The 15,716-nt window shown below is 51.4% G+C and carries 9 protein-coding genes; 3 read left to right on the top strand and 6 right to left on the bottom strand.

What is annotated here, in order from left to right:
• Nucleotides 1-33 precede the first annotated feature (33 nt).
• Nucleotides 34-1,668, top strand: coding sequence for a chaperonin GroEL (gene groL / locus V2I46_07700; protein MEE4177377.1), 1,635 nt, complete (start codon nt 34-36; stop codon nt 1,666-1,668).
• A 402-nt stretch (nt 1,669-2,070) separates the two neighbouring features.
• Here groL and V2I46_07695 read toward each other — a convergent pair whose 3' ends face one another.
• The 6 genes from V2I46_07695 to V2I46_07670 all read right to left on the bottom strand — a co-directional run bounded on the left by V2I46_07695 (nt 2,071) and on the right by V2I46_07670 (nt 11,220).
• Nucleotides 2,071-2,304: an RNA-binding S4 domain-containing protein gene (locus V2I46_07695; protein ID MEE4177376.1), complete on the bottom strand. Its 234-nt coding sequence runs from the start codon at nt 2,302-2,304 to the stop codon at nt 2,071-2,073.
• Nucleotides 2,297-2,740 (bottom strand): peptidylprolyl isomerase, encoded by a 444-nt coding sequence (locus V2I46_07690; protein ID MEE4177375.1) that lies wholly within the window; start codon nt 2,738-2,740, stop codon nt 2,297-2,299. Before V2I46_07690 ends, V2I46_07695 begins: the two co-directional genes overlap by 8 nt.
• Nucleotides 2,741-2,758: 18 nt before the next feature.
• Nucleotides 2,759-3,163 (bottom strand): hypothetical protein, encoded by a 405-nt coding sequence (locus V2I46_07685; protein ID MEE4177374.1) that lies wholly within the window; start codon nt 3,161-3,163, stop codon nt 2,759-2,761.
• A 63-nt stretch (nt 3,164-3,226) separates the two neighbouring features.
• Nucleotides 3,227-4,057, bottom strand: a complete 831-nt coding sequence (locus tag V2I46_07680) for a DUF3108 domain-containing protein (GenBank protein ID MEE4177373.1) — start codon at nt 4,055-4,057, stop codon at nt 3,227-3,229.
• A gap of 136 nt (nt 4,058-4,193) precedes the next feature.
• Nucleotides 4,194-6,956, bottom strand: a complete 2,763-nt coding sequence (leuS, locus tag V2I46_07675; GenBank protein MEE4177372.1) for a leucine--tRNA ligase — start codon at nt 6,954-6,956, stop codon at nt 4,194-4,196.
• 151 nt (nt 6,957-7,107) lie between these two features.
• Nucleotides 7,108-11,220: a trypsin-like serine protease gene (locus tag V2I46_07670; GenBank protein ID MEE4177371.1), complete on the bottom strand. Its 4,113-nt coding sequence runs from the start codon at nt 11,218-11,220 to the stop codon at nt 7,108-7,110.
• 260 nt (nt 11,221-11,480) lie between these two features.
• Between V2I46_07670 and V2I46_07665 the strand changes: the two genes are divergently transcribed.
• Together V2I46_07665 and scpA are read left to right on the top strand one after the other, a co-directional pair.
• Nucleotides 11,481-13,325, top strand: coding sequence for a methylmalonyl-CoA mutase family protein (locus V2I46_07665; protein ID MEE4177370.1), 1,845 nt, complete (start codon nt 11,481-11,483; stop codon nt 13,323-13,325).
• A 34-nt stretch (nt 13,326-13,359) separates the two neighbouring features.
• On the top strand, nt 13,360-15,513 hold the full coding sequence (scpA, locus tag V2I46_07660) for a methylmalonyl-CoA mutase (protein MEE4177369.1): 2,154 nt from the start codon (nt 13,360-13,362) through the stop codon (nt 15,511-15,513).
• The last annotated feature ends 203 nt before the right edge of the window (nt 15,514-15,716 follow it).

Here is a 15,716-nt window from a genome sequence, read left to right as displayed (position 1 = left end):
TCATTTTTACGTAATTTAAAATCTCATAATCATATGGCAAAAGACATCATTTTCGGACTGGAAGCAAGAAATGCACTCAAGGTGGGTGTTGACAAGCTTTCGGATGCAGTAAAGGTAACCCTTGGCCCCAAAGGCCGCAACGTGATCATTGACAAGAAATTCGGCGCCCCCTCCATCACCAAGGACGGCGTAACCGTTGCCAGGGATATTGAACTGGAAGACGCTGTGGAAAACATGGGCGCACAAATGGTGAAGGAAGTGGCAAGCAAAACCGCCGATGTGGCCGGTGATGGTACCACCACCGCAACCGTTTTGGCACAGGCTATCGTCACCAACGGCCTGAAAAACGTCACCGCAGGTGCCAACCCCATGGATCTCAAACGCGGTATCGACAAAGCCGTTGAAAAAGTAATCGAAAACCTGCGCAAACAATCGAAAGAAGTGGGCGACAGCTCCGACAAGATCGAACAGGTGGCTACCATTTCGGCTAACAACGACAGCTCCATCGGTAAATTGATTGCCGAAGCCATGAGCAAGGTGAAAAAAGAAGGTGTCATCACCATTGAAGAAGCCAAAGGCACTGAAACCAGCGTAAAGGTTGTGGAAGGGATGCAGTTCGACCGCGGCTACATCAGCCCCTACTTCGTCACCGATACCGATAAAATGGAAGCCGTTTTCGAAGATCCTTTCATCCTGATCTACGACAAGAAGATCAGCACCATGAAGGACTTCCTTCCCATCCTCGAGAAAGTGGTTCAAACCGGCAAGCCCCTGCTGATCATTGCAGAAGATGTGGATGGTGAAGCCCTTGCCACCCTCGTGGTAAACAAACTCCGCGGCTCCCTTAAGATCGCCGCCGTGAAAGCCCCTGGCTTCGGCGACCGCCGCAAGGCCATGCTCGAAGACATCGCCATCCTTACCGGTGGTACCGTCATCAGCGAAGAGCAGGGTTACAAACTCGAGAACGCTGACCTCTCGCATCTGGGTCGCGCCGAAAAAATTTCAATCGACAAGGACAACACCACCGTTGTAAGTGGTAAAGGCGACAAGGAAATGATCAAGGCCCGCATCAACCAGATTAAGGCCCAGATGGAAAATACCACCAGCGACTACGATCGCGAAAAGCTGCAGGAGCGCCTGGCGAAACTTGCCGGTGGTGTTGCCGTACTTTATGTAGGTGCTGCCAGCGAGGTGGAAATGAAGGAAAAGAAAGACCGCTTTGACGACGCCCTGCACGCCACCCGTGCCGCCGTTGAAGAAGGTATTGTACCCGGTGGCGGTGTAGCTTACATCCGCGCCCTGGAAGCCCTCGAAAAATTCAAAGGCGAAAACGAAGACGAGACCACTGGTGTGGCCATCGTTCGCCGCGCCCTCGAAGAACCCCTCCGCATGATCGTTGAAAATGCCGGCGTGGAAGGTTCCATCGTGGTGCAGAAGGTGAAAGAAGGCAAGGAAGACTTTGGCTTTAACGCCCGTACTGAAAAGTATGAGAACCTCTATGAGTCGGGCGTTATCGATCCCACCAAAGTAACCCGCGTAGCCCTCGAAAACGCCGCTTCTATCGCAGGCATGCTGCTCACCACCGAGTGCGTCCTGGCCGACATCAAGGAAGACAAGCCCGAAATGCCAATGAACCCCGGTATGGGTGGCATGGGCGGCATGATGTAATAGCAACCCTCATTCTAATTGGAAAAGCCGTTCCGACCAGGAGCGGCTTTTTTTATTTCCATTTACCTGTCTGGTCAATTCCTAAAACAGCCTCTTCATTTATTGCATCGGGTGAGCAGCCTTAGCCCCAAGCCCTCCATTCCCTGAAAACAACCTAAACCTGTTTAAAATTGAATCAAAATCGGAGTTTAACCGGTGTTTAACCGGTGTTTAACCGTTTATAATTGGTTAAACTACGTTTAAACACTGGTTAAACTCCTGAATTGTTAGCAAGGGTATTGGAGAAAGATTGAAGGTATAAATTCCCTTATACCTGAAATGGAATGTTTTTTTGGGAAAAAACCAGGGCTGCTGATTGGGGCAGCCCTGGTAAAAATTAAAGATGAAAAAATCGCTGAACGCTTATGCCTGTGTAGTTTCGGCCTGCATCACGATCAAGTTTCCACGATATTCTACTTGGTCGCCGGGGCGCAGTTTGGCGCGCTTGCGCAGTTCGGTCTGGCCATTGAGCTTCACCAGGCCCTGTTCGACGAGGGCTTTCGCTTGGCCGCCGCTTTCGGCATAGTTCAGGACCTTGAGCAGCTGGATGAGCTCGATGTATTCGCCACGAATGACGAAGTTGCGGGTTTTAGGCATCGGTTTCGGTAATGATAATTTTTTCGATTCGGTCGCCGGCGCGGATCAGGTCGATGACTTCGAGGCCTTCTACCACCTTGCCAAAGCAGGTGTGGTTGCGGTCGAGGTGGGCGGTGTTTTCTCGGCTGTGACAAATAAAGAACTGTGAGCCGCCGGTGTCGCGACCGGCATGAGCCATTGAAAGCACCCCGCGGTCGTGATACTGGTTATCGCCGTCGAGCTCGCACTTGATGCGGTAACCGGGGCCACCCATCCCTGTGCCATCGGGGCAGCCGCCCTGGATCACAAAGTCAGGAATGACACGATGGAAGGTGAGGCCATCGTAAAAACCCTTGCGCGAAAGGTCAACGAAGTTCTTCACCGTGTTGGGGGCATCTTTTTCATAAAAATGAACCTTCATGGTTCCCTTAATGGTCTTGATTTCTGCTGTCAGCATGTGTTATGGTTTTTGGAATTAATATTTCGTAAAGGTGGCGCCCAGCTCATGATCATAGGTCGACTGACCCAGGGTTACGACTACGTCATAGACCATGTTGAGCACATTGCCGGAAAGAGTACCTTGTCCTTCGATCCAGAAAATGTCAACGGTCTGTGATTCGATGTAAACCCTGTTGCCGACGACTATACCAAAGACATCGATGCCGGCATTGAAGAAATTTTCAAATACGATTTCATCTTCCGATTCGGCTACTTTGCGTATCCGCACATCATAGTAGGAAAGACCTCCATCGGTATAGTTGAACTCTTCAACATTATAGCGACCGGTAAACTGGTTGCGGGAATCGATTTCGATCTTGCTGCAGCCGGCCAGCACCAGGAGCAGCAAGGCAATGGCTGTAAGGCTTTTTTTGGTTTTCATGGCGCTTGGTTTTTATGGTGGATAATTTGGTTAAAAGTAGCTATCTGTTCAAATCTTCAGCGGTCAGTACACCTGTGATTTTAAAGGATTTTTGAGGCCGCTGTATTCAGAGAGTTCGAGTTTGACGCTGCCCACCACGAGGCCTGATTCAACCAGGATGGGCACGCGGTTCTTGTCTTCAGAGATCCAGAGCGTCATCGGATAAGGTTGCGAGAACACCTTCCCTTCAAGCACCATGGGCTTAAACCGCAGCGTGTTGAAAGTCCCCATCCGGGTTTGCAGACGTTCGTATCCATCAAACACGATGCGGGTCACATAAACCGAATCGTCAAGAAAAAAGTCCACATTGAATTCATCGCCAACTTTGGGGTCCTCGATTTTAAGGGTGCGGGCAAAATAAAAGACAGAAATAAGGTCCTGCACATAAGGCGGCACGGGGACGGTAGCCGTATTGCTAATGGCAATATTTTCAACATGGTTAAAAATGACATCCTGGCTTTTGCGGTAATTCCCTTCGTGGACCCTGCGGATAAACAAAAGGGGCGCAATGGCAGTATGATCGATATAGGTCTCAAAGCGGTCGTTAACTTTAAAGAACAGGTTAAATAATCCTTTGGTGCGTAAACGTCCTACTATATGCATAGTGGATCGTCCGCCGATGAATTGAGGCTGCTGGCCAATCTCGAGGCTGGCCTCTCCCGCAGTAACATTCCCGGTAAGGGCGCTGCTGTAGTAAGCCCTGAACACCAGTCTTTCGCCGGGGGCAAAGGCTGTATTGTCAATTTTGCGCAACTCCTGTCCGCTGGCCTGCAGGGAAAAGAAAAGGCCCAGCAATACAAGGTGAAGGGAAAAAATCATCTGCGAAAACAGGGATCTATGAATGGAAATCATCATGGCTTTTGAATTACAGCATTAAAACGGCTTGAGGGGCATAAAATTTCACAGGCCCCTGCCATCCCATTGGGTTTCAAAAAACATTCCAAAAAATGCAAGTTCCTGAAAACCAGCAAAGGCATTTCTATGACAATGCTCAAATCACCACGTTCACAATTTTTCCGGGCACCACAATGACCCGCTTCGGGGCTTTCCCTTCAAGCCATTTGGCTGCCTCGGGGGCAGCCATCACCGCGGCCTCCACCTCTTCGCGGGTACTTTCGGCAGGCAACTCAAGCTTGAAACGGGTCTTTCCATTGAAAGAAACGGGGTAGGTCAGCATATCGTCGGCCACAAACTTTTCTTCCCATTGAGGGAAAGTGGCCAGGGTAACGCTATGGGAATGACCCAGCAGGTGCCAGAGTTCTTCACCCAGGTGGGGTGCAAATGAAGCAATCGTTATGGCGAGGGGTTCTAAGATCTCCCGCTTGTTGCAGCCCAGGTCGCCCAGCTCGTTGACGCAGATCATAAAACTGCTGACCGCGGTGTTGAACGAGAACTTTTCAATGTCTTCACCCACTTTCTTTATCGTCTTATGCAGCACCCTTTTTTCCTGCTCGGTGGCAGGCTCATCCGACACAAACCATTCGTTGTTCCTGCCATTGTAAAGGCGCCACAGTTTACGGATGAAGCGGAAAACGCCTTCAATGCCATTGGTATCCCAGGGTTTGGCCTGCTCGATAGGCCCCAGGAACATCTCGTAGAGCCTGAGGGTGTCGGCCCCATATCGTTCAATAAGATCGTCGGGGTTCTGGACATTGTGGAAAGATTTGGACATCTTCTCGACTTCCCATCCGCAGAGGTACTTCCCCTCTTCCAGGACAAATTCGGCTTCGCGGTATTCGGGATTCCATTGGCGAAAAGCTTCCAGGTCGAGTATGTCGTTATGCACGAAATTTACGTCTACATGGATGGGCATCACATCAAAGTCCTTGCGAAGGTTATGGGAGACAAAGGTATTGCTGCCCTTGACGCGGTAAACAAAATTGGACCGTCCCTGAATCATCCCCTGGTTGATCAGTTTCTGAAAGGGCTCATCCTTCACCACGATGCCGAGGTCGAACAGGAACTTATTCCAGAACCGGGAATAGATCAAGTGTCCGGTAGCGTGCTCTGCACCTCCCACATAGAGGTCGACGTTCTGCCAGTAGCTTACGGCTTCCTTTGACACCAGTGCCTCGTCGTTGCGGGGATCCATATACCGGAGGTAATAGGCACTGGAACCAGCAAAGCCTGGCATGGTGTTGTGCTCGAGGGGATAGCCATCCTTTGTTTTCCAGTTGTTGGCACGTGCCAGGGGTGGCTCGCCGGTCTCTGTGGGCAGGTATTTGTCCACTTCGGGCAATTCCAGGGGCAGTTCAGATTCATCCAGCACATAGGGGATACCGTCTTTGTAATAAACGGGAAAGGGTTCGCCCCAGTAGCGCTGGCGGCTGAAGATGGCGTCGCGCAGGCGGAAGTTGATCCGACCGGTGCCGATGCCCATTTGTTCGAGACGGGCAATGACCGTCGAAATGGCTTCCTTCACTTCCAGGCCATTGATGAAGTCGCTGTTAATCATCGTGCCTTCTTTGGCGTCATAGGATCCTTCCTCAAGGTTACCGCCCGAAACCACCTCGACAATGTCAAGTCCGAAATGACGGGCAAAGGCATAGTCGCGGCTGTCGTGGGCCGGAACGGCCATGATGGCACCTGTGCCATAACCGGCAAGCACATAGTCGGCAATGTAAACGGGCATGGGATTGCCAGAGAAAGGGTGCTTGGCATAAGCGCCGGTAAACTGCCCGGAAACGGTTTTCACTTCGGTCATCCGTTCGCGGTCAGAACGGCGGGCTGACTGAACTACATAGTTCTCAACTGCAGCGGAATATTCAGGGGTGGTGATTTGCTTCACCAGCTCGTGTTCGGGCGCGAGCACCATAAAGGTGGCGCCAAAGATGGTATCAGGGCGGGTGGTAAACACTTCGATGGAGGCATCGTGGCCATTGAGGCCAAAGAATATGGTGGCACCCTCCGATCGCCCGATCCAGTTTCGCTGGATCTCCTTCAACGAGTCGCTCCATTCAATCCGCTCCAAGCCTTCCAGAAGGCGCTCGGCATAAGCCGTAATACGCAGGAACCACTGCTGCATTTTCTTGCCTTCGACCGGGTGGTTGCCCCTTACCGAGAAACCTTCCTTCACCTCGTCATTGGCCAGTACCGTACCCAAAGCGGGGCACCAGTTAACAATGGTATCAGACAGGTAGGCCAGGCGGTATTGCATCAGGGTTTGCTGCTGCTTTGCTTCATCCATATTCTTCCAATCGGCAGCCGAGAAAGGAGGAACGGGATCGCAGGCTGCATCAACGCCTGCATTACCCTGCTTCTCAAATTCGGCAATCAGCGCGGCGATGGGTTCAGCTTTTCGGGTTTTGTTGTTATAATAGTGGTTGAAAAGCTGAATGAAAGTCCATTGGGTCCATTTATAATAGCCGGGGTCGCAGGTGCGCACCTCGCGATCCCAGTCGAACGAGAAACCAATCTTATCCAGCTGTTCGCGGTAACGGTTGATGTTTCTTTCGGTGGTGATTGCCGGGTGCTGCCCGGTTTGGATGGCATACTGCTCGGCGGGCAGCCCATAGGCATCATAGCCCATGGGGTGCAGCACGTTAAAGCCTTTCAGGCGCTTAAAGCGTGCATAGATGTCAGAGGCTATGTATCCCAGTGGATGGCCAACGTGTAAGCCTGCGCCCGAAGGATATGGAAACATATCCAGCACATAGAATTTAGGCTTCTGCCGGTCAATCTCGGTTTTATAGGTTTTTTTGGTCTTCCAGACGTCCTGCCACTTTTTCTCTACTTCCCTGAAATTGTAATCCATATCAATAAAAAAGGTTATGTCGGTTCAAACTGCGAAATTAGTAAATGTAAAACAAACAGGGAGTTAAAATTTTCCTGCATCCAAAACAAAGCCCCGGCAAGATTTGCCGGGGCTTCTGAAAAGGTGATAAAAGCCAGGCGTCTTGTTCCGCTTACCTGCTGATAACCAGCGGCAAGGTTTGTACGCCATTTTCGCCGGTAAGGCTGACAAAATAAATACCACGGTTCCAGTGGGTAGCGTCCAGTTGGAGAATCTGCGAGGGGACCATCCCCTGCAGCTCCATTGACCAGACCACACTGCCGGATGCATCAATTACGCGCAACAGCCCATTGCTGATTTGCTGGTTAAGCTTGATAAATACCTTTCCGGAGGCTGGGTTGGGGTACACAATCATTTCATCCAATGCACCGGTTTCGATTACGGAAGTGACATCCTGAAAAGTAGCCGTTAAGGTTACATCATTGCTGATGGTAATGGTGATGGGATTTCCGGGGATGGTTTGCGGTCCAACGCTCCATTTCACAAATTCCCACATGCCATTGTTGGTGGCCGTCAGGGTCACCTGGGTGCCATGGGGATAGGGGTGCTCGCCTTCATCAGGATCAGTGATGCCCTCTCCTTCTTTCACGATCGTAAGGGTATGCTGAATCATGGCAAAGACAGCCACCAGGTTGCGGTCGCTTTCGGCAGGGAAGGAATAAGATTCCTCAGCCCCTTCGATGACCACATCGTTTTCGGTCCAATGCAGGAACTGGTAGTTAGTGGCAGGCTGAGCCAGAACAGAAACAGCAGTGCCATGCTCGTATGTTCCAGAACCTGCAACAGTACCGCCCTCTTCCGGATCTGCCGAGACAATGATATCATAGGTAAAAATCTCAAAATGAGCCACCAAGCTGCGCGGGCCAATCACTTCAAAGGTGTAGTCAGTAGTCTCGGCAACCACTTCACCGTTTTCGGTCCAGCTGAGGAAAGAATGATATTCGGCCGCCTGTGCACTTACCGTGACACTTTGTCCGTGATAATATTCGCCACCGCCAATAACGGCACCTCCGGTTTCAGGATCCGCAACGACCTCTACCAGGTAACGCATGTAGTTCAGGGAAATGCCCAGAGCCATATTGTCATCCACAATGGTCACCGTGCCGGATTGGGCAAGCATCCCTTCTTTGGAGACACTAAAGTTATACTCTCCCGGAACAACGGTAAGGCCAATTTGCCCTAATTCATTCGTAAAGAAGCTTCCCACACTTTCCAGTGTGAAATAGGCGCCTTCGACAGGAGTATCAAATTCATCATTTACCAATACATCAAGGGCATAGGTGGTGGCATCATCGGGGATGAGGGTAACGGCAAGGAGAATATTCTGGTCGACCACCATTACAGAACCACTGGCCGTTAGAAAGCCTTCCTTTTCCACAGCGTATGCCAGCGTTCCTGCCTGCTGGTTAGGGAATGTATAGTCGCCGGAAGCATTGGTTTGTCCGGCCAGGGAAATCACGGCATCGGTAATCGGATCGCCATTGGTATCAACCACATCGAACGCAACCAGGAAGGCCGGAGGAACCACGGTAAGATTTACAGGCACCAGCACATCATCGCTGGCATTGCTGCGAACCACGATGTTTGCCTGATACTCGCCCAGTTCAAGGTTGGTTGCATCAGCAATCACCATAGGTGTGGCGTCCTCACCGGGTAAAACATTACCGCTTTCAGGGTCAAAGGAGAGCCAGTCGACGCCCAGGATGGGGTCGAGTATCCCACGGATGACCCAGTTGTAATCAAGCGAAGCATTGATGTCGGTAAGTTCAGCCCAGGTGTTGTTTAAATACATCCAGGCGCCCTTGCCTTCGACCATAGGGCCGGCATCCACGGTGGAGGGATAGCCGCTGGTAGCCTGGATCTGGTATCCGATCCAGTATTCGTAACCCGATTCAAGGGGAAGGTTTTCAGGCAACTCATGGGTCGTGAAGCTATTCGGGATTATATCTGATGTCACATCCGCCGAATAAATTTCCTCGGATGGCCCCATATCGTTGCCCCCTTTCCATATCTTGGCCGTGACCGAAGAAAAAGTCTGACCATTGATGTGGAATTTAATGGCGCTTAATTCATACATTCCATAATAGAGTGCCAGTTCTTCCGGGGTAAAGCGAACGGCTGAGATCCAGGTGGCTGCACCCCCTGTGCCAATAGCATTTCCTCCGGGGCCTGAATCGTAGTGAATCTCTACCTGTTCAAACTGGCGGTCATCCTGAGTCAGGCCGGCAGAAAGGTCAGCAGGAACTATTGCTGCCGAGAAAACTCCTTCCGCTTTGATGTCGTCATACATCACGGGGCCTTCAGCATGGATGGCTGGAGAGGCCTTTTTTACAGCAGGAACAGAAAACAGGTTGAAGTTCAGCTCTGCATCTCCTGTGTTGGAAATGGTAAGTCCTTGTGAAACTGTTTGCCCCTGAAAAACTTCCATGACAATGCTTTGGGGGCTGACTTCGATCTCAGGAGCAGGAATCTTCTCCAGAACGATCTCTACCAGCTGGTTGTCAGCAGTAATTTCCACTGATCCACTAAAGGGGAAATAACCTTGACGGGTCACGGAAAATTGATAGGCATGGGGGCCAATGAAAACATTTACAGGAACAGTGCCATCCACGTCAGTGATAAACGTGCCCACGCCAGTCACATCCACATTGGAATCCGAAAGGGGGTTTTCCCCATCGGTCACCCTGAAGATGGCTGTTGCAGCGGGATTTTCATACCTGATGGAGACATCATCGATGCTCAGTTGAATCCCATCATTCCATTCGTGAATAAATGCAAATTTGACCGTTTCACCAAGGTAATCATCAAGAGCGATATCCACGCTGCTGGCAAAAAGGTTAGAAGCGCCGTCATCGAGTGAGGCGATGGTTTCCCATTGCCCATTCACGAAGATATTGACATACAACTTGGTGATCCAGCCCTGGGGAATATCGCTGTTGGACCAGAGCCAGAAAGAAAACTCAAGGTTGTTTCCTTCGGAGGGCAGGGTAATCTCAGGTGTGATGGCCCAGTTGAAGTCGGTGGCATTCCAGTTGATGTGCATGGATGCTTCGCCCGAATGGATATACTGCCCCGCGTTACCTGAAGAATAGGGATAGTTAAGGCTTGAAAGGCGGAACCATTTGAGCGGGATATTTGCAGTAGGATCAACCAGGTTATTTCCGTTAAGGCCACCATCGGCAGCAGTATTGCGCTTCAGGGTCCAGCCATCAGGCATGGCGCCATTCTGCATGGGTGGCTCAAAACCTTCGAACCACAGGTTGGTAAACTGGTTGGGGTCGGAAACCACAACATACTGGCCAATCCATTCCTCAAAATGGCTAACACGGGCATACAGGCCGGGGTATCCAGGGAGTCCGCAGCCAATCCCCCAGCTAACTATGCCGGCAATCTTGTATCCCCCAAAACCATCGGGAACCACAAAAGGCCCGCCGCTATCTCCCTGGCAAGCATCGAGGCCAGGCTCTCCTGCCATCAGCATATCGGCTGTGATCATGGAAGGTGGATAGCTTGACTGGGAAGGATCAACAATGGGAATGGCGGCGGCCTGCAGCGTATCGGGTGAAGGGCCGTCGGAATATAAAGTACCCCATCCGGACACCAACCCAATAACGTCGGGATCGGTAAGTCCTGCAGCAGCATCAGACTGGGTTACGATTTTCACAGCCTTGGTAAGGGGATTCGTAAGATCGATGGGGCTGGAAAGGCGAACCAAAGCGATATCATTCTGATGGGTATCGTCATTGTAGTCGGGATGCAGGACAAATTCCACTACATTGTAATAGCTTCCTTCATTGGAGCTCAAGCCGGTGAACCCCGCTCTGACCCTCATAAAACCGGGCTGGAAGTCTACATCATCCCAAACCAGGCAGTGGGCAGCGGTAAGAATCCATTCGCCATTGATGATGGTTCCGCCACAAAAATGATCACCACCATACTGCGGCTGCAGTTGAAGGGAAACTTGCCAGGGATAATCCCTTATTTCAACCGGATCCCCGCCAACAATACGATCCTGAAGATCGTGAAATTCAAGAAAGCGCTGGAAAGATTCCAGGGTGGGCTCCTGAACAACCTGATCTTTATCTGCTGAGCTTTCCTTCAATGAAAACCCCATTTCCTGCCCCTGGTGTGGTGGATTGATCTGTGCAACCCCAAGCATGGGAATCATGAGCATAAGAAGCAAGCCAAGCCGGGAAAGGGCCTTAAAGGTAAATTTTGAATGCATAGATTTTGAAATTATGGGTTAAAATCAGGAATTTACAAGAAAGAGAAAGTGCTCAAACGGCAGGTTCCGGGATTAAATAAATTTATTCCAGTAAAAGTAGGATAAATTGCCGAAACGGGAAAAAGGAATAGGAGAAGAAAATCAACTATTATCCTGGCAAGGATTAGCTGAAAGGCCTATTAAATTAAGCCATTTGCATTTTTTGTTGTAATTTTGCAGCGCTAAAAGCATTTACCAGCCACAAACCAAAAATACTTTTTATGGATCAGAAAAAGAACACCGGCTTATTCCAAGAGTTCCCGCCGGTTTCGACCCAGCAGTGGGAAGAAAAGATTCTGGAAGACCTTAAGGGTGCGGATTACAAGAAGCTGATATGGAAAACCGTTGAGGGTTTAAATATCCGGCCCTATTATCGTGCAGAAGACCTTGAAAAGCTGGCGCATATGCATGCCCTTCCCGGGGAACCTCCCTTTGTGCGCGGAGGAAAAACCCGCGACAACGACTGGGAGATCCGCCAGGACATTGACGAGGAAGATATCGCATTGGCAAACCAGAAAGCCCTAAAGGCCCTTTCAAAAGGCGCTGAAGGCGTGGCACTGAACGCTGGACAGGCAGAAGACGCACGTGACCTGGCAAAACTTATTGAAGGCATTGACTCCAATAAGCACGCCCTGCATTTCAGCCATGGGAAAAACTTCCCCCAGCTTATGGAATGGCTGAAGGATATGGTTCCGGTGGAAGCCCGTGGATCGGTAAACTTTGACCCGCTGGGATATTTTGTTTTATACAACAAATTTTACGGTGGCCTTGAGGAAAACCTTGAAGAGGCCGCTGCGCTGATCACCCTTGGCCAGGAAAGGCTCCCGAATTTTTATATGATCACTGTCAATGGGCAGCATTATCATAATGCCGGAGCCAGTCTTGTACAGGAACTTGCCTTTGCCCTGGCACAGGGTAATGAATACCTTGCATCGCTTACCGATAAAGGCTTCAGCGTGGATGACATCGCCCCCCGCATGCAGTTTACCCTTGCGGTAGGATCCAACTATTTTATGGAGATCGCCCGGCTGAGAGCAGCCCGCCTCCTCTGGGCGCGCATTGTGGAACAATACAAGCCTGCCAGTGCAGCCAGCATGAAGATGAACATCCACGCAGTGACCTCCACCTGGAACAAGAGCATTTACGACCCCTATGTGAACATGCTGCGCACCACCACCGAAGCTATGGCAGCCGCCATAGGGGGAGCTGACAGCATGACCGTGCTGCCTTTCGACCTCACCTATAAAAAATCTGACGATTTCTCGGAACGCATCGCACGTAACCAGCAAATCGTTCTTAAATACGAATCGTACTTCAATAAGATCGCGGATCCCGCTGCAGGTTCCTATTACGTGGAAAACCTCACCCACTCTATTGCTGAGGCCTCCTGGAACCTCTTTGTGGAAGTGGAAGACAAAGGCGGTTTTATCCCTGCCGTGGAAAGCCGCTTCATTCGTGAACAGATTGACAAGACCTGCCAGCAGCGTGACATGGACATTGCCATGCGCAAGCAGGTGTTTGTGGGGGTAAACCAATATCCCAACCTGAACGAAAAGATGCTGGACAAATTAGAGCCTACTGCCAAACTCAGTGACCTGGCAGGCCTCAGGCCCTATCGCGGATTGCAGGCCATTGAGGCACTGCGCCTGGCAGTAGAAAATCATAAAAAGAAAGGACTGGAAGTCCCCAACGTATTCCTATTAACTTACGGCAACCTGACCATGCGAAAAGCTCGGGCAGGGTTCTCCACCAATTTCTTCGGGGTGGCCGGATATCAAATCATCGATAACCCCGGCTTTCTGAACATTGAAGAAGGGGTTCAGGCGGCCCTTGATTCGAAAGCCGAGATCGTGGTGTTGTGCAGCAGTGATGAAGAATATGCCGATATGAAACCGGCTGCTCGCCTCATCAAGGAAAAAGCACCCAATACCCGGGTGGTGGTGGCCGGTTTTCCCAAAGAGTTGCTTGAGCAACTGGATGCCGCTGGGGTGGATCACTACATTCATATGCGCACCAACCTGCTGGAAGCCCTTACCCACTTCAATGAGCTGATGGGCATCGTTTAATGGCCGTAAGTTGAATCAAAAAACAAGTACCAATATGAGACCGAATTTTAAACATATCGCTTTCCAGTCTGAAACAAAGGATGCCGCTTATGCATCCATGCGCGAAAAGCAGCCGGCCGGACAGGAATGGCTCACCGCCGAGCAGATCGCGGTAAAGCCAGCCTACGGCCCTGATGACCTGCTGGAAATGGAACACCTGAACTATGCTGCCGGTATTGCTCCTTACCTGCGCGGTCCTTACAGCACGATGTATGTGATGAAGCCCTGGACCATCAGGCAGTATGCAGGTTTCAGTACCGCTGAGGAATCCAATGCCTTTTATCGCCGCAACCTGGCAGCAGGGCAAAAGGGCCTTTCGGTGGCCTTCGACCTGGCCACCCACAGGGGTTACGACTCCGACCACGAAAGGGTGGTCGGCGATGTGGGGAAAGCTGGCGTAGCCATCGACTCCATCCTCGATATGAAAATCCTGTTCGACCAGATACCCCTCGATAAAATGTCGGTATCGATGACCATGAACGGGGCCGTATTGCCTATCATGGCCTTCTACATCGTGGCGGCCGAAGAGCAGGGCGTCACCATGGAAAAGCTGAGCGGGACCATTCAGAACGACATCCTCAAGGAGTTCATGGTGCGCAACACCTATATATACCCTCCCCTGCCCTCCATGCGCATCATTGCCGACATCTTCAAGTTCACCTCGAAGAACATGCCTAAGTTCAACTCCATCTCCATCAGCGGATACCATATGCAGGAAGCCGGGGCCACTTGCGACATCGAGCTGGCCTATACCCTGGCCGATGGGCTGGAGTATCTCAGGACGGGCGTAAATTCGGGCATGGACATCGACGCTTTTGCCCCCCGCCTGTCGTTCTTCTGGGCCGTGGGAATGAACCACTTCATGGAAATTGCCAAGATGAGGGCTGCACGTCTGTTGTGGGCCAGGATCGTCAAGCAGTTCAACCCGAAAAATCCCAAGTCGCTTGCCTTGCGGACCCACTCGCAGACCTCGGGCTGGAGCCTTACGGAACAGGATCCGTTCAACAACGTGGCACGCACGGCCATTGAAGCAATGGGCGCCGTGCTGGGCCACACCCAGTCGCTGCACACCAACGCCCTCGATGAGGCCATTGCATTGCCCACCGACTTCTCGGCCCGCATTGCGCGCAACACCCAGCTTTACATCCAGGAGGAAACCAACGTATGCAAAGCCATCGATCCCTGGGCAGGCTCCTATTATGTGGAGGCCCTCACCCACGAGATTGCCCATCGTGCCTGGGAGCACATCCAGGAGATTGAAAGCCTGGGAGGAATGGCCAAAGCCATCGAAACCGGCATCCCCAAGATGCGCATCGAGGAAGCCGCCGCCCGTAAACAGGCCAGGATCGACGCGGGGAAAGATATCATTGTAGGCGTAAACAAGTATCGCCGCGAGAAGGAAGACCCCATCGAGATCCTCGATGTGGATAACACTGCTGTCCGGGCTTCACAGATCAGGCGCCTGGAAAAACTGCGCGCCGACCGCAACAACCAGGAGGTGCAGGACGCACTGGATGCCATTACCCATGCCTGTGAAACGGGCGAGGGCAACCTGCTCGAACTGGCCGTTGATGCCGCCCGCAAACGTGCTTCGCTGGGCGAGATCAGTATGGCCTGCGAAAAAGTATTTGGCCGCTACCAGGCGGTAATTCGTTCTATATCAGGAGTGTATTCCATGGAAATTGAAAATAACGACCTGTTTGCCAAAGCCCGCAAAATGGCCGATGATTTTGCCGCCCTCGAAGGACGCCGCCCCCGCATTATGATTGCCAAGATGGGGCAGGATGGTCACGACCGTGGCGCCAAGGTGGTCGCCACCGGATATGCCGATATGGGCTTTGACGTGGATATGGGACCCCTGTTCCAGACCCCTAAGGAAGCTGCCCGCCAGGCCGTGGAAAACGACGTGCACATCGTGGGCGTCTCAAGTCTCGCCGCAGGGCACAAGACCCTCGCACCCCAGATCATCGAAGAGCTGAAAGCCCTCGGTCGCGATGACATCATGGTTATCGTGGGTGGGGTAATCCCCCCACAGGACTACCAGTTCCTCTACGATGCCGGAGTGGTGGGCGTATTCGGCCCAGGAACCGTTATTGCCGAGGCGGCCATTAAAATGCTTGCCATTTTGCTGGAAAGCCGGAAAGAATAGAACGGGGAAGTTTTTAGGTTCAAAGTTTAAGGTTCAAAGTTCAAAAGAACGGGCTTGTGGTTTCAGATCTACCGATTTGAATCTCAGGCCTTTTTTCAGTATTTGCGGATGATGTAAACATCGTAATCGCCCAGATACTGAAAGCCCAGGCCTTTGTATAGTTCTATGGCGGCGGTGTTGGTCTGATGCACTTCAAGTTTGAC

Origin of the sequence: Bacteroides sp. (genome assembly GCA_036351255.1) — a bacterium.
Classification (GTDB): Bacteria; Bacteroidota; Bacteroidia; order Bacteroidales; family UBA7960; genus UBA7960.
The sequence above is the reverse complement of the archived record's forward strand: the minus strand, read 5'-3'. Positions and strand labels throughout refer to the sequence as shown.